At 41.8% G+C, this 22,765-nt stretch carries 19 protein-coding genes and 1 tRNA gene; 15 read left to right on the top strand and 5 right to left on the bottom strand.

Annotated features, from left to right (window positions below):
* The first annotated feature begins 97 nt into the window (after nucleotides 1-97).
* The 11 genes from AC4PG5_RS13800 to AC4PG5_RS13750 all read left to right on the top strand — a co-directional run bounded on the left by AC4PG5_RS13800 (nucleotide 98) and on the right by AC4PG5_RS13750 (nucleotide 14,263).
* Nucleotides 98-1,951, top strand: coding sequence for an ATP-binding protein (locus AC4PG5_RS13800; RefSeq protein ID WP_492029434.1), 1,854 nt, complete (start codon nucleotides 98-100; stop codon nucleotides 1,949-1,951).
* Nucleotides 1,944-3,899, top strand: coding sequence for a tetratricopeptide repeat-containing sensor histidine kinase (locus AC4PG5_RS13795; protein ID WP_492029433.1), 1,956 nt, complete (start codon nucleotides 1,944-1,946; stop codon nucleotides 3,897-3,899). Before AC4PG5_RS13800 ends, AC4PG5_RS13795 begins: the two co-directional genes overlap by 8 nt.
* A 37-nt stretch (nucleotides 3,900-3,936) precedes the next feature.
* Nucleotides 3,937-5,259: an MATE family efflux transporter gene (locus tag AC4PG5_RS13790; RefSeq protein WP_492029432.1), complete on the top strand. Its 1,323-nt coding sequence runs from the start codon at nucleotides 3,937-3,939 to the stop codon at nucleotides 5,257-5,259.
* 133 nt (nucleotides 5,260-5,392) lie between these two features.
* Nucleotides 5,393-6,715, top strand: a complete 1,323-nt coding sequence (gene ffh / locus AC4PG5_RS13785) for a signal recognition particle protein (RefSeq protein ID WP_492029431.1) — start codon at nucleotides 5,393-5,395, stop codon at nucleotides 6,713-6,715.
* 123 nt (nucleotides 6,716-6,838) lie between these two features.
* The gene (gene folD / locus AC4PG5_RS13780) at nucleotides 6,839-7,720 is read left to right on the top strand and encodes a bifunctional methylenetetrahydrofolate dehydrogenase/methenyltetrahydrofolate cyclohydrolase FolD (protein ID WP_492029430.1); all 882 of its coding nucleotides are present in this window, start codon (nucleotides 6,839-6,841) and stop codon (nucleotides 7,718-7,720) included.
* Nucleotides 7,717-8,859 (top strand): CapA family protein, encoded by a 1,143-nt coding sequence (locus AC4PG5_RS13775; RefSeq protein WP_492029429.1) that lies wholly within the window; start codon nucleotides 7,717-7,719, stop codon nucleotides 8,857-8,859. The genes folD and AC4PG5_RS13775 overlap by 4 nt, the downstream gene beginning before the upstream one ends.
* A 65-nt stretch (nucleotides 8,860-8,924) precedes the next feature.
* Nucleotides 8,925-9,000: transfer RNA gene (locus AC4PG5_RS13770), tRNA-His, on the top strand.
* 773 nt (nucleotides 9,001-9,773) lie between these two features.
* Entirely contained in the window at nucleotides 9,774-10,259 is a 486-nt protein-coding gene (locus tag AC4PG5_RS13765; protein WP_492029428.1) for an RNA polymerase sigma-70 factor, read from the top strand.
* Nucleotide 10,260: 1 nt separating this feature from the next.
* Complete coding sequence (locus AC4PG5_RS13760) at nucleotides 10,261-11,040, top strand: FecR family protein (RefSeq protein ID WP_492029427.1); 780 nt, start codon at nucleotides 10,261-10,263, stop codon at nucleotides 11,038-11,040.
* The gene (locus AC4PG5_RS13755; protein ID WP_492029426.1) at nucleotides 11,041-13,326 is read left to right on the top strand and encodes a TonB-dependent receptor plug domain-containing protein; all 2,286 of its coding nucleotides are present in this window, start codon (nucleotides 11,041-11,043) and stop codon (nucleotides 13,324-13,326) included.
* A 67-nt stretch (nucleotides 13,327-13,393) separates the two neighbouring features.
* Entirely contained in the window at nucleotides 13,394-14,263 is an 870-nt protein-coding gene (locus AC4PG5_RS13750; RefSeq protein ID WP_492029425.1) for a DUF2202 domain-containing protein, read from the top strand.
* 155 nt (nucleotides 14,264-14,418) lie between these two features.
* On the opposite strand, the gene AC4PG5_RS13745 is transcribed toward AC4PG5_RS13750, so the two are convergent.
* On the bottom strand, nucleotides 14,419-16,239 hold the full coding sequence (locus tag AC4PG5_RS13745) for a DNA polymerase III subunit gamma/tau (protein WP_492029424.1): 1,821 nt from the start codon (nucleotides 16,237-16,239) through the stop codon (nucleotides 14,419-14,421).
* Between the two features lie 141 nt (nucleotides 16,240-16,380).
* Here AC4PG5_RS13745 and AC4PG5_RS13740 point away from each other — a divergent pair, with 141 nt between their 5' ends.
* Both AC4PG5_RS13740 and AC4PG5_RS13735 read left to right on the top strand, forming a co-directional pair.
* Nucleotides 16,381-16,689, top strand: a complete 309-nt coding sequence (locus AC4PG5_RS13740) for an FtsB family cell division protein (RefSeq protein ID WP_492029423.1) — start codon at nucleotides 16,381-16,383, stop codon at nucleotides 16,687-16,689.
* Complete coding sequence (locus AC4PG5_RS13735; RefSeq protein WP_492029422.1) at nucleotides 16,686-17,027, top strand: hypothetical protein; 342 nt, start codon at nucleotides 16,686-16,688, stop codon at nucleotides 17,025-17,027. The genes AC4PG5_RS13740 and AC4PG5_RS13735 overlap by 4 nt, the downstream gene beginning before the upstream one ends.
* Before the next feature lie 25 nt (nucleotides 17,028-17,052).
* On the opposite strand, the gene AC4PG5_RS13730 is transcribed toward AC4PG5_RS13735, so the two are convergent.
* From AC4PG5_RS13730 to AC4PG5_RS13720, 3 genes are all read right to left on the bottom strand, one after another.
* Nucleotides 17,053-18,135: an acyltransferase gene (locus tag AC4PG5_RS13730; protein ID WP_492029421.1), complete on the bottom strand. Its 1,083-nt coding sequence runs from the start codon at nucleotides 18,133-18,135 to the stop codon at nucleotides 17,053-17,055.
* Between the two features lie 152 nt (nucleotides 18,136-18,287).
* A complete protein-coding gene (locus AC4PG5_RS13725) occupies nucleotides 18,288-18,890 on the bottom strand; it encodes an OmpH family outer membrane protein (RefSeq protein WP_492029420.1) in 603 nt (200 codons plus the stop codon).
* A gap of 24 nt (nucleotides 18,891-18,914) precedes the next feature.
* Nucleotides 18,915-19,148, bottom strand: a complete 234-nt coding sequence (locus AC4PG5_RS13720) for a hypothetical protein (RefSeq protein WP_492029419.1) — start codon at nucleotides 19,146-19,148, stop codon at nucleotides 18,915-18,917.
* Between the two features lie 131 nt (nucleotides 19,149-19,279).
* Between AC4PG5_RS13720 and AC4PG5_RS13715 the strand changes: the two genes are divergently transcribed.
* Both AC4PG5_RS13715 and AC4PG5_RS13710 read left to right on the top strand, forming a co-directional pair.
* The gene (locus AC4PG5_RS13715) at nucleotides 19,280-20,740 is read left to right on the top strand and encodes an aminoacyl-histidine dipeptidase (RefSeq protein ID WP_492029418.1); all 1,461 of its coding nucleotides are present in this window, start codon (nucleotides 19,280-19,282) and stop codon (nucleotides 20,738-20,740) included.
* Between the two features lie 30 nt (nucleotides 20,741-20,770).
* Nucleotides 20,771-21,859 carry an endonuclease/exonuclease/phosphatase family protein gene (locus AC4PG5_RS13710; protein WP_492029417.1) on the top strand — a complete coding sequence of 363 codons (1,089 nt, stop codon included), beginning with the start codon at nucleotides 20,771-20,773 and terminating at the stop codon, nucleotides 21,857-21,859.
* 137 nt (nucleotides 21,860-21,996) lie between these two features.
* Here AC4PG5_RS13710 and AC4PG5_RS13705 read toward each other — a convergent pair whose 3' ends face one another.
* Nucleotides 21,997-22,743, bottom strand: coding sequence for a nucleotidyltransferase family protein (locus AC4PG5_RS13705; RefSeq protein WP_492029416.1), 747 nt, complete (start codon nucleotides 22,741-22,743; stop codon nucleotides 21,997-21,999).
* Nucleotides 22,744-22,765 lie beyond the last annotated feature (22 nt).

The raw sequence follows: 22,765 nt of genomic DNA, 5'->3' as shown, positions 1-22,765 counted from the left end.
CGTAAAAAGAGCGGAGATTTTTTGTCAATCTTCGCTCTTTTTATTTCTTTTGCGTAAGCATTACAAATGTCTACTATCGTATATAAACCAGAGACGCGTGAGAGAGACTTTAAATAGAATAGTTATAACAGTGACTTGTAGCATTTTAGCCTTGTCAATGTATGCCAACAACAAAAAAGAAGATCAACTCGGTCGTCTGAAGAATTTGGTCTACAACAATCTGATATACGACAAACAACTTTCATCGGACAGCGTTATTCTGTGGAGCAAGCAAATTATCCCCGAATTGGAAAAAAGCAAGCAGTACGAGCTATTATTTCAAATCAAATTATTAGTCAATCAAGCTTACATTCAACAAGGAAATCTGGGTCTCGCTATAGAAAATGCCAAAACATTATACACAAAAGCGAAGGAAATGGACTATCCTCTTGGATTGGCATTATCGCTCAAAGCCATCGGGAAAGCCTATTTAGTCTCATCAGCCACAGAAGAAGCAATTGAGTCTTATGAAGAAGCCCTCGAACGATTAAGAAGAATACCAGACTCCGAGCGACATCTGAAGGCAACATTATACGAATATCTTTTTATTAAATTAAAATCGAATCAACTCGACAACATCCTCCCTCTAATAGGAGAACTCGATCATTTGTGTGAAGAAGATCCTGATATTCCAACCGATTTCTACGGATTGGCATGCCATGCATTCTATTGCATTCAAAATGGGAACATCGAAAAGTCTCGTTTCTACCTCGATAAATGTGAATTAATACAAAGCCAATACTCTTTTGTCTTTTTCGAATACATCATCGATTATTTATACGCCAAGTATTATCAACACAAAGGGAACTATGATTTGTCGTTAAACAAGTACAAACAGCTTCTAGCGAATCTCCGAACAAACGAATCGTATATTTATATCGAAATCTCGCGAGAAGAAGCTTCGTTACTTGCAACAATGGGACGATCGGCCGAAGCTTGTCAAGTGTACGAAGATATCAATAAGAGAAAAGAGCTTATAGACGTCAAATCGTATACACAGCAAATCAACGAATTACATACGTTGTATAAGATCGATCAAAATGAAGTTAATTATCAGATCAAACAAAAACGTTTATATTGGGGAATAACAATAGGAGCTATCTTTTTACTCTTACTTATCGTCTTCTTCATTCTATGTATCAAGAAAGACAATAAGAGTCTTCTTGAATCAAAACTGAAACAAGAAAAAGCAAAGAAACAAGCCGAACGTTCCATCAAAACCAAAAGTCTTTTTCTCTCAAATATGAGCCATGAGATACGAACCCCATTGAATGCCTTATGTGGATTCTCAACGATTCTCACCGAAGAGTCGATTGACAGCGAAACGAGGAAACAATGCAACGACATTATTCTTCAAAATTCAGAATTATTGCTTAAGCTAATCAATGATGTGATTGATTTATCCAGTCTCGAAACAGAAAACATGCAATTCAACTTTCAAGAGTATGATGCTATAACCATTTGTCGGAATGTGATCGACATGGTAGAACGAATCAAACAAACCAATGCAAGCATACATTTTAAAACGAACTTAGATTCGCTGATCTTATACACCGACAAATCACGCCTCCAACAAGTGTTGATCAACTTATTAATTAATGCGACCAAATTCACTGCTCAAGGTAGCATTACTTTGGAGGTTGAAGTAACACCAGACGATGAAGCCTCTTTCTCTGTCACCGATACCGGTTGCGGAATTCCCAAAGAGAAACAAGATCAGATGTTCAATCGATTTGAAAAAGGAAATGAAAATGCACAAGGAACAGGGCTTGGTTTATCGATCAGCGAACTGATCATAACATATATAGGCGGTAAGATCTGGATTGATAAAGACTATACCAATGGTTCGCGCTTTGTATTCACACACCCTCTCAAAAAAGAGGCCATAGGAAGGAGGAACCAAAATGATTAAATGGATCTTGACACTCAGTCTGACTCTTTGCTCATGTCTTTTTACTTATGCAACACAAGACAGAACGTCCGACAGTTTACAGAAAGAATACATCTCTATGCCACACGATACAACACGTCTGGCAACGATCAGAAACATCATAAAAGCAGAACAGACCACTCCCAAATGTATTCAATATTCTGATACTCTGTTAAAAGAAGCTTTTAGACAGAAAAACAATCGTTACATTTGTTTGGCCGCTTACTACCATACCGTATACTACCATAACCAAATGGAACAAGATAGTGTAGCCAAATGGATTGCTTTTATGGAACCTTATGTAAAAAAATCTGGGCTATGGGATTACTTTTTTGACGCCAAACGCTATCATATTAACTTATCCATTTTCAAGGGGAAATATGAACTCGCGATTGACGAAGCCAACAAGTTGAAGCAACAAACGATTGCTTTTAAAAGCAACAAAGGCTTGATCGCCGCTTATCAATGTTTAGCCAATGCGTATGCCTCAACACAGCAATGGGAAGAAAGCACAAAGGCCATGGAAATGACCTATAAATTATTAGAAAACGAAACTAATTCTATATCTAAAATATCGGTGCTTACACAGATGGCGATCATCTCAAAAGCCATGGAAAAAGACGAAAATGTCTTTAAATACGTGCATGAATTAGATGCTGTTTTAAGCAAACACATCAAAGAAAACCCCTATGTAAAAAAAGGATTCTATGACGTTTATTTGTTTAAAGAGCTCTTTTACGCTTATTACTATTTAAAAAACGATAACCTCTCAAAAGCAAAGGATCATTTAACAGCATCTAAGGATTATTTAACTCCAAATACTTTTCATTCATATCGTTTCTTGTATTACGAACTTAGTTCCAAATATTACGAGCAACGAGGTGATTATGCACAAGCATTAGCCTATATTGACAGTACATTGTACAAAAAGGATGAAGAACGGGCTGCAGATTATGCTGATCACTTAATCGATAAAGCCAGACTTTTAGTCATCATTGGGAAAAGCGAACAGGCTATCCCACTTTATAAAGAAGCTTTGAGCATGAAAGATGCTGTGACCACAGATACCTTCAACAAACAAATGTTGCAGATAAAAAAAGACTATGATCTGGAACGACTTGATCTGGAACAAATTAAATTGGATAAGAAAGCGCACCTGTTTATTCTTATCGGCATCGCATTAACTCTATTCATATCCATACTTTTTATGTGGAGAAGCATTCGGATGAGAAAAGCTTTAAAACAATCGGAGCTAGCCATACGAAAAGCTGCAGAAACCGTGCACGAAGCGAATGAAATGAAAAACCGCTTCTTATCGAATATGAGTTATAATATTCGCACTCCGCTGAATAACGTTGTAGGTTTTTCTCAGTTATTGGCAAGCGATCAGGAGTTCGACAACGAGACTTTAAAAGATTACTCAACCATTATTCACGACAGTTCTGAAGAACTGATGAAACTAGTAAACGATGTTTTAGATTTATCACGACTTGAAGCAGGAATGATGAAATTTCAAATTCAAGACTATGACATTGTAACGCTCTGTAAAGAAGCGGTTTGCATCTCAGAGATGCAGAACGAAGGATCTAATATTAAGATCGTCTTTCTATCTCATATTGAGTCTCAAATGATTAAAACGGATGTTGCGCGATTATCTAATGTTTTGGTCTCACTATTAACCTCCTCGGACCACGAAGAGAAAAGAACCATACACTTACTCCTAAGTCAGGACAATGACCCATCCACAGTAAATATAGTCATTAAAAATAGTCCTTTAGCCCACATTGTGCCAACACAAAAGAGAGGCATAAAGCATGATATTAACAAATTACTCTTGGAGTTCTTCGGAGGAAAATATGAAATTACAAAATCCGACTTGGGAGAACTTAAAATCTGTTTAACTTACCCGACCCAAAGTAATACCGAATAAAAAGCTTATCTTTGTACATTCCTAAATAAGCTCTTCAATGTACACTAACAAACAAATCTTCAACGTCAGCTACCCCATCTTTTTAAGTTTGCTGGCGCAAAATATAATCAATGTAACCGATACTGCTTTTCTAGGGCATGTTGGCGAGGTTGCTTTAGGATCATCAGCCATCGGCGGCTTATTTTATATCTGTATCTTTACCATTGCATTTGGATTCAGCACGGGATCTCAGATTGTTATCGCCCGTCGCAACGGCGAAGAACGCTACTCGGAAGTCGGACCGGTCATGATCCAAGGTCTCATCTTCCTATCGATAACAGCCCTAAGCGTCTTCCTCATGGCACGGATGGGTGGCAAACCGATCATCCGTTTACTCGTCTCATCGGAAGATATCTTTAATGGAACGATGGAGTTCCTAGATTGGAGAATATACGGTTTCTTCTTCTCTTTTGTCAATGTGATGTTTCGTGCTTTTTACATTGGTATAACGCGTACTAAAGTACTAACCATCAATGCTATTGTCATGGCGCTAACCAATGTCATATTAGACTACATTCTCATTTTCGGCAAATTTGGTTGCCCGGTAATGGGTATAAAAGGGGCCGCTATTGCTTCAGTCGTTGCCGAAGCCTCCTCGATTCTCTTTTTTGTAATCTACACCTACATCACCGTCGATTTAAAACACTATGGGTTAAACCATTTCAAGTCGTTCGACTTCAGTTTACTAAAACGAGTTTTAAGCATATCCAGCTTCACCATGATGCAATACTTCCTATCGATGTTCACTTGGTTTCTATTTTTTGTCGTTATCGAACGGTTAGGCGAGCGAGAGCTGGCCATAGCAAACATTGTCCGAAGTTTGTATATCGTCATGCTCATTCCCATCAGTTCACTTTCAGCCAGTACAAACAGCTTAGTGAGCAACACCATTGGGGCCGGGAGAGTCGATCAAGTTCTGCCTCTTATCCATAAAATAGCCAGATTCTCTTTCATCATCATCATCGCGTTAGTGGGGATAATCGCTTCTTTTCCAAAATTATTCGTCTCGATATACAGTACTAATTCCAGTTTAGTCGAAGCCTCCATACCTGCTATATATGTGATCTGCATCGCTATCATTATCAGTTCGATAGGTAATATCTTTTTTAGCGGCATCTCAGGAACCGGCAATACCAAATCCGCTTTAATCATAGAAGCCGTAACGATATTATTTTACAGTCTATACGTTTGGGTTGTCGGAGTTTGGATGAGAGCCCCTGTAGAATACTGTTTCGCCATTGAAATTCTGTACTATACCTTATTGTTTGCAAGTAGTTACCTTTACTTTAAAAAAGCAAAATGGCAAAATAAAAAGATATAATTCCCAGAGTTTTTTTGTACATTTGCAACCCCGTTATCCGGATTCTAGTTTATTCCACAGATGAACCTATCGTGAACCAAATCAGAAAGCCGATACGGTTAACCGATTAATAAGTAATTCATAATTCAAAAATATGTTCGATAATTTAAGTGAAAGACTCGAAAGGTCGTTCAAGATTCTGAAAGGTGAAGGTAAGATCACCGAGATCAATGTAGCAGAAACGCTGAAAGATGTGCGCAAAGCTTTGCTTGATGCCGATGTCAACTTTAAAGTCGCTAAGAGCTTTACAGATACTGTAAAAGAAAAAGCTTTAGGACAGAATGTGTTAACAGCGGTAAAACCAAGCCAATTGATGGTGAAAATCGTACACGATGAGTTAGCTCAACTCATGGGTGGAGAAACGGTTGACATCAATCTTGACGGTCGTCCATCGATCATCTTAATGTCCGGTTTGCAGGGTTCAGGTAAGACCACTTTCTCAGGAAAGTTGGCTCGCATGTTGAAAGCCAAAAAGAACCACAAACCTTTACTTGTAGCTTGCGACGTTTATCGTCCGGCCGCTATCGAACAGTTGCGTGTATTAGCAGAACAGATCGGCGTACCGATGTACACCGAGCCAGATAGCAAAGATCCGGTATCTATTGCAAAGAACGCGGTTCTAGAAGCAAAAGCCAAAGGAAACGACTTAGTCATCATCGATACCGCCGGACGTTTGGCCATCGACGAAGACATGATGAATGAGATCACAGCCATTAAAGCCGCTGTAGAACCTAACGAAATCTTGTTTGTTGTCGACTCTATGACCGGACAAGACGCCGTTAATACTGCAAAAGAGTTTAATGAACGTCTCGACTTTAATGGTGTGGTACTGACTAAGCTTGATGGTGACACTCGTGGTGGTGCCGCATTATCTATTCGTTCGGTAGTCAACAAGCCAATCAAATTTGTCGGTACCGGTGAAAAGCTAGATGCCATCGACCAGTTCCACCCGGCTCGTATGGCCGACCGTATCTTGGGTATGGGTGATATCGTCTCATTGGTTGAACGTGCTCAAGAGCAATATGACGAAAACGAAGCCAAACGCTTACAAAAGAAGATTGCTAAAAATCAGTTCGATTTCAACGACTTCTTAAGCCAAATCCACCAAATCAAGAAGATGGGTAATTTGAAAGAATTAGCCTCTATGCTTCCCGGGGTTGGAAAAGCCATTAAAGATATCGATATCGACGATAACGCGTTCAAAGGCATTGAAGCGATCATCTACTCCATGACTCCTGAAGAACGTTCTAATCCGGATATTTTAAATGGTTCACGCCGTACCCGTATTGCCAAAGGTAGCGGTACCACCATTCAAGAAGTGAACCGCCTATTGAAGCAATTCGAGGAAACTCGCAAGATGATGAAAATGATGAGCGGTAACAAAATGGGAAAAATGATGGCGAAAATGAAACGCTAATCCACTTCATAAAAAAACGATAAAAAGCTGACCAGAGTTATTTGGCCAGCTTTTTTTTAATTCCTTTGCGCGATTCAGTTATTTATTTTACATTTGTCCATCACCAATTAAAACAGTAATTTTATGATACTAATAGATGGTAAAGCCATATCCGATCAAGTCAAGCAAGAGATCGCGGCAGAAGTGGCCGAAATTGTCGCTAACGGTGGAAAACGCCCTCATTTAGCAGCAATCCTTGTTGGCCATGACGGCGGAAGTGAGACTTACGTTGCTTCAAAAGTAAAAGCCTGTGAGGCGTGTGGGTTCAAATCCTCTTTGATTCGCTATGAAATAGAGGTTACAGAAGAAGAACTCTTAGCAAAAGTACGTGAACTTAATGAAGATGAGGATGTTGATGGATTTATCGTCCAGCTCCCTCTTCCAAAGCATATTTCCGAACAAAAAGTAATTGAAACCATCGATTATCGTAAAGACGTCGACGGGTTCCACCCGATCAATGTTGGTCGGATGTCTATCGGACTACCCTGTTACATTTCGGCCACTCCAAATGGTATTTTAGAACTATTAAAACGCTATAAAATAGAAACTTCCGGTAAGAAATGCGTCGTATTGGGAAGAAGCAACATTGTTGGCAAGCCAATGGCTGCTCTGATGATGCAAAAAGCCTATCCCGGCGATGCAACCGTTACCGTATGCCACAGCCGTTCGGCTAACTTAGTGGGAGAATGTCGTGAAGCCGATATCATCATTGCCGCTTTAGGTCAGCCCAACTTCGTTACAGCCGATATGGTTAAACCGGGAGCTGTTGTTATCGATGTTGGAACCACTCGTGTGGCGGATGCTTCACGCAAGTCGGGTTTCAAGCTCACCGGTGATGTACTATTTGACGAGGTCGCCCCTAAATGTTCATACATCACCCCTGTACCGGGCGGTGTGGGACCGATGACGATTGTTTCACTGATGAAAAATACGTTATTGGCAGGTAAAAAAGCCATTTATAAATGAGGCACCTCTATCTATTAACCTTTTTATTTCTCTCTTTTTCCTGCTCATCTCGTTCGCAGGAAAAAGAGAGAATAGAAACGGCACAAGTCGAAAAAGAACGACCACCCCTATCTACCGACACGCTCCATCTACTTTTTGTCGGTGATCTCATGCAACACACCGGGCAAATTAAAGCCGCACAAACAGCCCACGGATACGATTATTCCTCCTATTTCACCTATGTTAAGAAAGAGATTGAGAAAGCCGATATCGCCATTGGCAATTTAGAAGTGACTCTAGGGGGACAACCATACACCGGTTATCCGGCTTTTAGTGCTCCCGACGAATACGCTAAAGCCATCCAGACAGCAGGATTTGATGTTTTACTCACGGCCAACAACCACTCCCTTGATCGAGGTAAAAAAGGGTTAGAACGTACTCTGAAGGTACTCGGCGAGCTTCAAATGACTCACACGGGAACCTTCAAAGATTCCATCGAACGCAAACAGAGCTATCCATTATTGATTGAGAAAAAAGGGTTTCGCATCGCTTTACTTAACTATACTTACGGCACCAACGGACTTAAGGTTACTCCACCGAATATCGTGAACTATATCGATACCATTATCATTGCTCAGGATATTGAGAGAGCTAAGGCGTTGAATCCACACACCATTATCGCCTGCATGCATTGGGGAAATGAGTATCAATCGTTACCGAGTAAACAACAAAAGTACTTATCCACTTGGTTATTGAGCAAAGGCGTGAATCACATCATCGGCTCACACCCCCATGTGGTTCAACCGATCGAAGTACGAGCCTCAGCCGACTCTTTAGATCGTCATTTAGTCGTTTATTCATTAGGTAACTTTGTCTCCAATATGTCGGCACGTAAAACAGATGGTGGGCTGATCGTCAACCTTAAATTGGCGAAAGATTCAACCGTGCGAATGATCCACTCCGACTATATGATGGTGTATACCGGACGTCCGTCGAGGACCTACAAAAAAAATCATATTTTATACCCCGTTCAAATGCCGATAGACTCTATCCCCGTAAACATACGTAACTCATTGAATATCTTTAAAAAAGACGCTAGAAGCCTCTTCAAGACGCATAATATCGGCATAAAAGAACAAAATATTTTTGAAAAAAAGTAGTCCGTCGATTTGCTATTTCGAATATAATACCTATCTTTGCATCGCATTTGAGAAATGCAACACATGGTGGATGTAGCTCAGTTGGTTAGAGTGTCGGATTGTGGTTCCGAAGGTCGCGGGTTCGAACCCCGTCTTCCACCCTATAATTCTCGTAAGTACTTAAAAAAATAAGCACTTACGAGTTTTTTTATGAAAATCGGAACGAGATTCGGAACGGTTTAATTTGAATCAGTCCGAAAGCCAGGGTAATCTGAAAACCTTGTGGGTATGTTAAATAATCGAAGTGTTATGTTTTTATAATGTGATAATATTCTTTTATAGAGCCTTAAGAATCAATCCATAATTTGCTTTGTTTATATACCGATTCTATCAATAAGTCATATTGAATCATCGCACCACAATCCCATTTCTTTTTTGCAGACCTCTCCCACCATTCAATCCATTAAGACCACCCCTTTATTAGTCGAAAAGACCAATCAATTAGTCGCAACCAGATTCCATTTAGTCATTAAGCCTTATCCATTTTTTGAGCCCTCGAATGTGGGCTCTTCAGCCCTCGTTCGAGGGCTCATGGGTTTTCCTTCGAGGGCCGAAGAGCCTTCGAACGAGGGCTCAAAAAATAAAACTCACACACCAACTAATACGCAAGTTCAAACGACTAACCACATTGGGTTATAAAGTAAACGACCATGCGATAAAGATTTCATTCATAGGACCAATTCGTTTAAGCCGTAACTCGATTATTCCCAATAAAGCTTCGGCATCTGCTATAGAAAACAAGAAATTCTCATCTATAATAATAGAAAGATCAACTTCGATTTTCAAACCTTTTTATTATTTTAGCCAAAGAATCAAGATCATACACCGGAAAAAGTAGGGTAAAAGCTCTTTCATACGGATTAATAAGCAAAACAATGAATAAAGAAAACTTCCGGGAAATATTCGAGGCCTATTTTGATGCCATTCGAAATTACATTTATTACCGGATAGCCGACCAACATATTGCAGAAGATTTGGCTGCTGATCTCTTTATGAAGCTTTGGGAAAACAGAGAGAAGATCGAACTGTCGCACGTCAAGTCATTACTCTATAAAATGGCCTCTGACCAAGTGATTGACCATTATCGAAAACAAAATGTCCGTTTGGACTTTACACAACATATGCATCTTGAGGAAGAGAATACAGATTCTCCGGAGGACCTCCTTCAACTTGAAGAGCTAAAAGCAAAATATGCCATTGCACTCAACGAGATGCCAACACCACAGAGAGAAGTCTTCCTGATGAATAGAGAAGAATCTCTAAAATATCAAGAAATTGCAGAGCGTCTCGGATTAAGTGTAAAAGCCATAGAGAAACGAATGAATGCCGCCCTAACCCTATTAAGAAAAAAACTATTGTAACATGGATACCAATCAAATAAAAGTCACCCCAAAATGGACAAAGACCAAGGAGGAGATTTGGAACGAACGGTTCGAAGCTCTTCCTGAAAAGCCAAAGTCTACTCCCCTCAGACGACTGACTTGGTTTCGCTATACAGCCGTTGCCGCAATCATTCTTCTGACGGCTCTGCCCTTTGTTGCTTATCTCTACACCACAACGATCACGGTCGATCGTGGACAACACCTAACCGTTGTTTTGCCCGATCAAACCAAAGTAGACCTTAATGCTGAAAGCCGTTTGTCGTACAAACCATTATGGTGGGCTATCAAGCGGGAAGTCAACATGAGTGGAGAAGCGTTCTTCCAAGTTCAAAAAGGAAGTCTGTTTCAAGTCAACACTCCTCGTGGCGTGGTATCAGTCTTAGGAACAACGTTCAACATCTTTGCTAGAGACAAGCAATTGCAAGTCACCTGCCTAACAGGGAAAGTCAAAGTTGAGACCAAAAACGAAGAAACGATACTCACTTCGAATATGCAGGCTCAGGTCAAAAACGACCAATTAGTTACTCACTCGGTAGAGCAAGCGTCACAAACCATTTCCTGGAGAGAGAAACGATTCTATTTTAGCGAAGTCCCACTCAAAGCAGTGATCGAAGAAATCGAACGTCAGTACAACATCTCCGTCACCATGCCAGAGATGCCGGAGACCTACTATAGCGGTTCCTTCTCGAGTGAGCGATCGCCTGAAGAGATCTTAGAAATTATCGGTAAGCCGTTTGGAATAAAATTTAAAATCAACTAATTGAAAGCAATAATCGTCTGTTTAATCTTTGGTCTCCTGAGCCTCTCTTCAGTTCAGGCCCAGGAGATCAGAGTCAAAGCTTCAAAGCAACCTCTGAGTGAGGTTCTAGAACATTTAGGGGTCGACATCTCTTTCAATAGTCGTGCGCTTTCGGCTTACCCCATCAGTCTCGACCGTACCTTTAAATCTCCCCTAGAAGCCATTACATTCTTATTATCCGAGACGCCATACCAATGCGAAGTAATCAATAAAGTCTATGTCATTAGTCCCAGACCAACCTCACCTCCATCGCACCCTTCGCCCCCAAAGCCAAAGAAGAAAGAAACTAAAGTGAAGTATCAACCGACAACTATTGCCGAAATCCATATTGGTGAAATCACCATCACTGCTCCTCAAGTCGCTTACCCCTTATCGACGACACAATCGGGTGAAATTGCCATAGGAGGAAAAACCGCTAAACAACTACCCGGAAGCCTTGATAACGCGACCTTTAACCTGCTCAGGCTCTTACCCGGAGTCAGAGCCTCAGGTGAACCATCCGATGAGCTGATTGTCTGGAGCAGCTCATCCGGAGAGAGTCGAATCTTTTTCGATCAAATCCCACTTTTTGGTATGAAAGGTTTCAACGATAATATCAGTTTTATCAATCCTTATCTGGTCAACAAAGTCAAACTACTGAAAGGAGGGTACGATGCATCATACGGAAATCAAACCGGAGCAATAACCGAGATTGAGACGGTAACCCCCGACACCACTAAACTTTCATTAAAAGGGATGATCAGCACACTAACGGCCAATCTGTATGGCAGTGTGCCGATTGGAAAACGGTCGGCACTTTCAGTAGCCTATCGACGCACCTTCTACGATCTCTACGATAGTGGTCTGTTCAACCCCTATAATAAGAAGAACAATGCCTCGCAAGGGCAAGGTTCCTTGAACGAGAGCGGGAATGGGAATGGAAATGGAAGCGGGAATGGAAAAGGCGACACCAATGGGAACGCCAATGGAAATATTAATGGAGGCAATCCTCCCACGACCGAATGGGAGATCTCACCTTCTTATTTTTTCAACGACCTCAACATCACCTATGCGGGATACGCCTTCGATAACGATACCTATCGTTTTTCATTCTACAACGCAGACGATCAATTTAAATATACGGCACAGTCCACGACCGACCTCCCCATTGAGGGCCTTCAGCACAATAAACAATTGGGAGCCTCGGCCACGTATCACCGCCAATGGAACAGCCGACAGTCCACCAAGCTATCATCGATCTATTCGCAATTAAACAGTATCCATGAAGAGAGCAACAACTATTCGTTACAACAAAATCTCCGGCAATTTACCGTTAAGGCCGATCATCAAGTGAATTGGGGCAGTCAGCAAACGCTCAATGCCGGAATGGAATACCAGCAGTTTATCTCTCCGGAAACCACCTTTCGCACCACCACAGCCTACCTTTCCAACCAATTTGTTTGGAAAAACCTATCTCTAAAAACGGGGATCAGAACCGATTTTACTTCAGATGGATTCCATCTACAACCACGCTTTTCACTGAACTACGATCTCTCTTCCCATTGGAAAGCCGGCGCTTCATGGGGACTCTATCGACAATATATCAGTCGCCTGCCCGAAGCCGTATCCGACCAAACCTTTGTTTATCATTGGGGAGTCCACCCCAATCTTCAATCGATGCACACTCTTGCAAACTTATCTTATCGATCCGACAAAGGCTTCTCAGCACACGTGGAAGGCTATTTAAAGAAAAACAAAAATGCCATACGACTCATCGACCAAGCCATCACCTCTTCTGACGAACAGATCATCGGCTTGGATCTCCTCTTGAAACAATCGCTTCCTCATGGTACACTCTTCGGCTCTTATTCCGTAAGTTCAATCGACGGTGCTTATCAAGAAACCGGACAAGAGATTAAGTTTGGAGCCATCTATACGATCCGCCCTTTCGTCCTCTCAACGAGTTTCGTTTACGGAACGGGGTTCACCGTACCCGACTATAGCGGGGCAAATCCCCAAGGAAAAGGCATCGGATTAACTAAAAAAGATAAAGATTCGACTCGTCCGTACAGCCGTTGGGACCTCTCTGCAGTCTATCGCTTCACCTGGAACACCGTTCAGTTTCAAGCCGGAGGAAGTCTGATTAATCTTTTAAATACGGAAAATCTAAAATACAGCTACACCATTCAAGAGAAATCGGACCCGGTGACTTTCTTCTCAACAGCCATGCCTTTCACCCCAATGTTATTTTTTGAAGTGATTTGGTAGGGTAAAGTTCCTCTCATACGGTTTATAAAACAAAGAACGATATTATTAACCATAAAAAGGAAAAAGTATGAAAACGAAAGTATTAATTGCAAGCTTATTTTCAATCATCGGTCTATTGACCATTTCATGTAGTCAGTCGGAAGGTGTTGAAGAAAATGCAAGCTCACAGACGTTATTGGCAGTCGAAAGTGACGGTGTAAGTGCAATAACGAGAGCCGCAATCTCCAATATCTTCACAGTAACGTCTGCTCTAAATGCCGATGAAATCGAATTCCTGTATGCTGTTCGGGAAGATGAGAAACTAGCGCACGATGTTTATAGCGTTTTTGCAGATAAATATCCAACCGCTCCACAAATTGGACGCATTATGAATGCCGAAAGCACTCATATGGCAGCCGTCGATTCCTTATTTAAATATTACGAAATTGATTATGTTCCGACAACAGAAGTCGGCGTATTCGCTTCACCGGAACGTCAGGAGCAGTTCAACACCTTAAGTGCACAATCGTCCACTCTAGTAGAAGCCTTTAAGACCATGGCTTTCATTGAAGAAGAAGGTATTGCTGCTTACAATGCTGTGGTAGGAGATATTGAGAATGTAAATATCAAATTGGTCATCGAACATCTCACCAAAGCTTCAGGCAATCATTTGAAAGCAGTCGATCGCCAGATTAAGTCGCTAGGCGAGACTTACACTCCAACCGCTCTAACACAAGAAGAATATGATGCCATTATCAATGCACCGTTTACTCATGGAAATGCTTACGGACAAATAAAAGGTAATGGAGGTCATACAAACAGTCAAAAAGGAGGAAAAGGACAAGGGAATAAAGGATCGGTAAACAAAGCAGGCGACTGTACCGGAACGACTAATGGCCAGGCTCCGGGGACCAATAGCAACAAGGGCGTTGGCAAAGGATACCGCGGTGGAAAATAAATAGATCAACAAGTCGATAGATAAATAGCTCAACGGATCAGTAGATCAGCAGATCAACAACAATAATAAGAGTCGGTTCTTTAATTGGAACCGACTCTTATTATTTATATTATTGTTATTGTTTATCTAGAGTAAACAATCAAATGAAACTCCCATTAATAAAGTTCGAGACCGAAGATCTCCTTAAGTTCCAACAAGGCGCTATTCTTCTGTGCCAACAGCTGAAACTTCTCTACCCGTCCAAAGGCACGAGGTCTTTCGTTCGCTTCGCTAACCCTTACAGTCATCTTGACTCGACGATTCTTGAGTCGTTCTTGAAGGAAAGGCTCAATAGAAGAGGCCTGTGCCGTAAAGTCGCGAGCAGAAAACTCATTATCGACTAATAACTCAAAAGTGGTGCCATCTTTCAGCAACGCTAGCTGAGAGTTCTGCATTCGCTTTGCCAACGCCACTTCCTCCTTCGGTAGTCGATTGGCAAACTCCATCCAATAATAATTCAGATCACGTTCATTGAACGGATGATCTTCCTCTGTCGACGGCAGAACTACTTTAGTCGCATGCTGTTGCTCATCGACCGCCTTGCGCGGATGCTTAATCGAAATGCCTAATCCTCCTTTCTTCAAAACAGGAGTCTTCGACTCTGTAGACAAGATAGAATCTTTCATTCCGACATAACCGGTCGGTTGTTCAGTTGGCTTTGTTGGCTGAGGAGCAGCCGTAGAAACCGACTTAGGAGCAGTCGTCACCGATTTAGGAGTCGGCGAAGTCACATGATGAGCCAAAGAGGCTTGTGCAGGAGCCGCTTGTATAGGTTGAGCGGTCTGATTGAATACGGGTTTTATAATCTGCTTAGGGCCACGCCCACCACTCAGATCTTCACCTTCAGGGGTCAACTGTGCCACCTGAATCAAGGTTAGTTCGACCAATAAGCGTTTATTCTTACTCGTTCGGTAGTTCAAATCACAATCGTTGCATAGCTTTATGGCTCGATACAAGAAGGGTACCGAACACTTTGTAGCCTGTTCTTGATACCGCTGACGGATACTAGCGCCGACTTCAAGCAAAGGTAAAGTCACAGCATCACGGCTCACCAATAAATCACGAAGATGTGAAGAGAGTCCCGTGATAAAATGATTCCCATCGAACCCTTTACTCAGCACCTCATTGAAGAGTAACAAACAATTGCTAATCTGATGCTCAAGAAATTGATCGACCAAACGGAAATAATAATCATAATCGAGTACATTCAAATTCTCAATCACACTCTGATAAGTGATATGGCCGCCCGTGAAGCTCACCACCTGATCAAAAATAGAAAGCGCATCACGCATTCCGCCATCAGCTTTCAGTGCAATCACATTCAGAGCTTCCGCTTCGGCTGTGATTCCCTCTTTTTGGGCAACCCCCATCAGGTGTTGAACCGTATCTTCGACACTAATCCGATTGAAATCATAGATTTGACAACGCGATAAGATCGTTGGAATAATCTTATGCTTTTCGGTCGTAGCGAGAATAAAAATGGCATGGTGAGGAGGTTCTTCAAGCGTTTTTAGGAACGCATTAAAAGCCGAAGTCGTTAGCATATGAACCTCATCTATGATATAAACTTTATATTTCCCAATCTGAGGCGGAACACGAACCTGTTCGACTAATTGCCGAATATCATCGACCGAGTTATTCGAAGCGGCATCCAACTCATGAATATTGTAGGAGCGTTGTTCGTTGAAAGCCACACACGACTCACAAGCATTACACGCCTCTCCCCCCTCTGTGGGCGAAAGACAGTTGATCGTTTTGGCAAAAATACGGGCACAAGTGGTCTTGCCCACCCCACGAGGACCGCAAAACAGATAGGCATGTGCCAGTTTTCCGGTAGTGATAGCATTTTTTAGGGTCGTAGTCAATGCCCTTTGTCCCACCACCGATTCGAAAGTCGACGGACGGTACTTACGAGCAGATACAATATAGTTTTCCATAACGAAAGTTTGCTTTTTGAGTTTTTGCAAATGTACACAAAAAAGTCTGAAGTCGTAAGCGATGCTATAAGTTTTAAGTTGTAAACCATCAGATTTAAGTTATTAATTTTATCTTTGCAACAAGTTTAAAAGGCCAAGGATATGAGTAAACTTTTAACCGTTTGGAAATTCATACAACACCATAAATATTTGATTACGATCTGTATTTTTGGAGTAATCATCGGTTTTCTCGATGAGAACAGTCTTTATCGCCGGATTAAATATGCCCGTGAGATTGTCCTACTAGAAGAAGAAATCGAAAAGTACCGAAAAGATTACGAAGAGAGTACCCGACGTTTGAATGAGTTAAACAGTAATCCCGAAGCCATTGAGAAGGTTGCACGTGAGAAGTATCTCATGAAAAAGCCAAACGAAGATATTTACGTATTTGAAGATAACACCGCACAATGAAACCATTGATCACTGCACTTTTTGCCATAGGAGCTGTCATGACCCTTGCCGGGGCAGCTATTTTTATCACCGGATGGATCTACGCTCCCTATATTTATACCATTGGAGCCGGCTTTTTTGCCTTAGCTCAGATCAACACGCCTGTAAAAGGAAAAAGCCCGTCTTTACGCCGCTTGCGTATCCAACAAATTTTCGGCGCTATTGCTTTGGTGTTAACCGGTGCGTTTATGTTTACCACAAGAGGTAACGAATGGATTGCCTGTTTGACTATCGCTGCCATACTTGAGCTTTATACTGCTTTCCGCATTCCTCAAGAAGAGGAAAAATGCGAAAAGTAGTCATCTATTAAATTGTTCAGTTAGACTATCCAACCATATATTTACTCTTTGGAAGATAAGAGAGTAATTTTGCAAGCACACAACATGCCATAAAGGTCGTGGTGCCCACTAAAACAATGGTGATCGGGGTTGAGAAGTAACTGCCTAGAAGTTTATAGCTGAATCCGAGTAAGAAGATATGCATGAGATAAATGCCATAACTCAATCGGGAAATCTCACGAACCACCGCATATAGCCCTTTACTTTCAAAATGGACATGCCGAAAGATGAGAAAGAGTCCAAAAGTCATCAGGACCACATTGAATGAACAGAATCGCCAACTCAACTCCAACTCTTGTAGTTGTGTGGCTGTAAACGTGCGTTGATAGTACACCATTGATGTGAACAGATAGCCGGCGATAAACAAGATCGAACCCATCCATAAGCTTTTTCTCACCCCCCAGTGAATATAAGTTCGAATATAGTGAGCCAGCACCAGATAGCCGATAAATCCTGAAAAGTACCAGAAGGTATGAAACTCATTCCAATAACACTCTCCATAGATATCACCCGTCCACAACTTCAAATAATGCCAGAAAGTGGTCACGAACCAGACTCCTAAAAAGTACTGTTCGCCTTTCTTCGAGACCTTACTCAACCATGGGGATAAGATTGGCATAAACAGATAGAGTCCAATGAGCATATAAACAAACCAGAGGTGTCCGCTGGCCCCATTAAAGTTAACCAATAAGTGAATCAGGTTCTCTTTGACTTGTACACCCGTCAACTCTCCCCAAGTAAAGGGCAGAACGGCATACAATAGCGACCAGATCGCAAAAGGAATCACCACGCGGACAAATCGTTTTTTAAAAAAGACCTCTGTACTTTGCTTTAAAGGTAGGAGCAAAAAAGAAGAAGCCATCACAAACAGCGGGACGGATGGTCGAAAAGCACTATCGATGACACTTACCCAGAACCCATCGGAAGCTGAACGAATGCCAATGGCATCCCCATCGATAAAGAAGAACTCACAAGAATGGACCATAATCACCATAAAACAGGCAATGACCCTCAGATAATCAAGAAAGACGATGCGTCCGTCTTGATTTAACGTATTCAAATGTTGCATAGTAGTTTGTTATTACAAAAAATATGCGCGAAAATACGGTTTAAGGATTAATCGATCAATACTGATTTATAACCATTTTTTCAAATAATCAACAAAAAAAATCCCCATCCGAAGAGTATCGGATGGGGAAGGCAGTCCATAACGATCTGACTTTATTTCTTTGAAGAAGAGTAACGAGCATTTAAGCCGTCTACGATCTCCTTAGTGATGTTAAATGCGCTATCAGCGTACAATAAGTTATCAAAGCCTGTGTTGCTGAAGATCAAGCTATAGCCATGAGTTTGATTATAGTTTTTCAAGAAGGCATTGATCGAATCACGGAACATTAAACTGTTCTTTTCGTTCTCACGCATCAATTCACCTTGAAGTTTGTTGCTCAAGTTTTGAAGTTCTTGTTCTTTTTGTGCCAAGCGAGCATATTGAGATTCCGCGCTTTCTTTAGATAAAAACGCATTATTCTCATATTTCTTTTGGAATTCTTGTTTTTCTTTAGCCAATTCATTGGCTCTTTGGTTCAACTGCAAACGAACATTCTCACTCTTTTTCACCATCGCTTCGTTCAAGTCGATACAGAAGTTGTATTTTGCCAAAAGTGTATCAATCTCTACATAAGCAATCTTCATCCCGGATAATCCAGCTGTAGCTTGAGTTGGATTAGCTGCTGTTTGATTGTCAGCCTTTCCTGCACATTGTGAAAACAAAACAATAAAAGCAAGCGCAGCAAAACCGCTGATGAAATAATTTATTCTCTTCATAACTGTTATTTGGTTTATTAATTTTTAGTTCATACTATCAGTTAAGGTCTTTTCAATGTCTTTAATAGAAAAACGTGTTTTTTTCTGGGCTTCCCGATCCTGAGATTGTGCACAACCGATTCCCTTTTGGCGCAAGGCACGATTTCCACTCACATGACCACTTGGGAATTTTCCTCCCTTTACAAAAAATATTTTTATCCCCAATAATAGTAAACAAATAGCAACTATTAACAAAGTTATCAGTATAGTCTCAACCATTTCTATTAAATTTGTGAATGCAAATATATGTTTTAATGAGAAACGATTTAAGTTAAGTCAATTAAATTAACCATATTTAGCAATAATAAGGGCTAAGGAAGCCTTATTATTCCTAAAAAAAAGAAAAAAAGATGGAAAAAAAAGATTTGAAGCCGATCGGCGTATTTAAGTATTTCGAGGAAATATGTCAGATTCCACGCCCATCGAAGAGAGAAGAAAAGATGACAGCTTACTTGAAAGCCTTTGGTGAGAAGCACAATCTGGAAACTAAAGTAGACCAAATTGGAAATGTTTTGATCAAAAAGAATGCTACTCCGGGTAAAGAACATCTAAAAACAGTGATCTTACAATCGCACACCGATATGGTTTGTGAGAAGAATAATGACGTGCAGCACGACTTCCTAACCGACCCCATCGAAACGATCGTTGAAGGAGATTGGATGAAAGCGAACGGCACCACATTGGGGGCCGACAATGGTATTGGCGTAGCCACAGAGCTAGCCATTCTTGCCGACGATAGCATCGAACATGGTCCGATCGAATGTTTGTTTACCGTTGATGAGGAAACCGGACTTTCGGGTGCTTTTGCGTTAGAAAAAGGATTTATGGAAGGCGACATCCTACTCAACTTAGACTCAGAAGATGAAGGCGAACTTTTCATCGGATGTGCCGGAGGTATCGATTCAGTCGGTGAGTTCACTTATAAAGAAGTTGAAGTGCCTGAGGGGTATTTCTTCTTTAAAGTACAAGTTAAAGGACTGAAAGGCGGTCACTCAGGTGGAGATATTCATTTGGGACGCGGTAATGCCAACAAGATCCTTAACCGTTTCTTAAGTCGCACAAACGCTAAACATTATATGTATCTTTGCGAGATCAACGGAGGTAACCTTCGGAATGCCATTCCACGCGAAGCCTATGCCATTTGTGCTGTTCCGGAAGATGCAAAGCACGACTTACGTGCCGACCTCAATATCTTCGCTAGTGAAGTTGAAAACGAGCTTAGTGTCACAGAACCGGATTTAAAGATCATACTTGAATCGGAAGAACCTCGCGCCACAGCCATTGACCAAGAGACTAGCCGTCGCCTAATCAAAGCCGTTTACGGTGCTCCTCATGGCGTTTATGCCATGAGTCAGGACATCCCGGGGTTAGTGGAGACGTCTACTAATTTAGCTTCGATTAAGATGAAACCCAACCATATCATCCGCATCGAAACCAGTCAACGCAGCTCCATTCTTTCGGCTAGAAACGACATGGCCAATACGGTACGCGCCGTCTTCCAATTGGCCGGAGCAAAAGTGACCTCAGGTGATGGTTATCCGGGTTGGAAACCAAACCCACACTCTGAAATTCTACAAGTGGCTTGTGAATCATACAAACGCCTCTTCAACGTTGATCCTAAAGTGAAAGCTATTCATGCCGGTCTGGAATGCGGGCTGTTCCTCGACAAATATCCTGCTTTAGATATGGTATCGTTTGGACCGACGCTTACCGGCGTACACTCACCGGACGAAAGAATGCATATCCCATCGGTAGAAAAGTTCTGGGATCATCTGGTGGATGTCTTAGCACATATCCCTGCTAAAGAATAAGTAGTCGACCCTCGGAAGACAACCTCATAAATGACCCTTTCAGAAAGTGGACATTTTAAACTTAAACGAAGCAAGAAGCTCCTTCAGAAGTTTCTTGCTTCGTTCTTCATCAACTTATTCATCTTAATCCTACTTCCGTCCTCACTCCACGGACAATCATTCAACGTCATGTGGTGGAATGTTGAAAACCTATTCGACACCTCGCACGACTCCTTGAAGCACGATGAAGAGTTCATGCCTGAAGCTATGCGCCATTGGCATTATGGAAGATATAAAAAGAAACTGGATGATATCGCCACAGTAATTGTGGCCGCCGGTCAATGGGAAATCCCTTCACTGATCGGGCTCTGCGAAGTTGAGAACGACAGTGTACTGATCGATCTAACTCGCTACTCCACCTTACGGTCGCTAGGTTATCGTTACGTGATGACTCATTCGAACGATGTCAGAGGGATTGATGTCGCTTTACTATATCAGAGAGATCAATTCAAACTGCTCCAAAAAGACACGATTCGAGTCAGCTGCCCTCACCATCGTCCCACAAGAGATCTGTTGCACGTTGCCGGGCAACTCATCAGCGGCGACACACTAGATGTGTTACTCGCTCACTTCCCGTCACGAGCCGGAGGATCTTACAAACAATCAGAACCCTACCGACTACTCGTTGCCCAAGCCCTCCGCCAAGAGGCCGATCGTTTGATGCAACATCGCCAACACCCTCTTATCCTTATTATGGGTGATTTCAATGACTATCCGACTAACCGCTCAGTAACCAAAATCCTTCAAGCTAAAGCCCCCCCAACCATTGTCAGCCCGCACCAACTCTATCATCTATTGGCACGCCAAGCTCGACATCCCGATATCGGGACTTATAAATACAAAGGACAATGGGGATTGCTCGATCATATCATTGTTTCCGGGACCTTACTACAACCACAATCGCCTCTATACACCAATGAAAAACAGGCAGAGATCGTCCAACTCCCAATACTACTCAAAGACGACACCACCTATGGCGGTCGCCAACCCTTTCGCACCTATATTGGACTAAAGTATCAAGGAGGCATCAGCGATCATCTCCCACTCCTATTGCATTGTAGAATAACGATCAAGCCTTGACAACCCAACCGAAAAGGACGTCACTTTAGAAAGTAACTAGAAAAAAAAGTTATTAAAACAAAATCACTAAACAAGATCACTAAACAAGATCACTAAAACAAGAATCTGATTCATCGATAATAAGCCATCACCATCGATTAATAATGAAGACGAAGGAACTCCTCAGCCAAAGGCAACGTCTCCGGCTTTCCGATATCCATCAACGAAAGATGATTCAACAAGTAACCCGACAAATCAGCTTCTCCACAAATCGCCAGATAAAAATCGATTATAGAAAACTTTCCTTCAAAATGAAACCGATCCATGTATTCAAAGACCGCAGGCGACAACACATGCATTCCACTGAACGCATAAGCATTCAACGCTTCTTCGTCGTAAACCAAGCCCTCCGGCTTCGTCTGACCGGTCGACCGATTGATCCAACCACGCAACCTCTTCTCTTCATCGAAAAGTAAATAGCGAGACGTCTCTCGTCGACTAGCGACCAACGTGACTAGACTTTGCGAAGCCACATGTGCGCGGTAAACCTCCCCCAAATCGAGATCGGAAAGAATATCAACATTATGCACCAAAAACGGTCGCTCATCACGAGCCAAGAACTCACGTGCCTTAGAGATTCCTCCTCCCGTGTCGAGCAAAGCCCCACGTTCATCAGAGATATGAATGGTCAGTCCAAAGTCCTGCTTCTCTTTCAAAAAGGCCACGATCTGTTCGGCAAAATGATGCACATTAATCACCACCTCCGTAAATCCCGCCTTTTTAAGTTTCAAAATCACATGTTCCAGCATAGGTGTTCCGCCCACAGGAACCAATGCCTTAGGCATCGTATCCGTCAAAGGCTTAAGCCGAGTGCCCAAGCCTGCTGCAAAAATCATCGCTTTCATACGTCAACTCTACTACTCTACT

This window comes from Bacteroides sp. QWL-09 (assembly GCF_058683585.1).
Note: the sequence above shows the minus strand (reverse complement) of the source record. Positions and strands in the feature narration are given on the sequence as shown.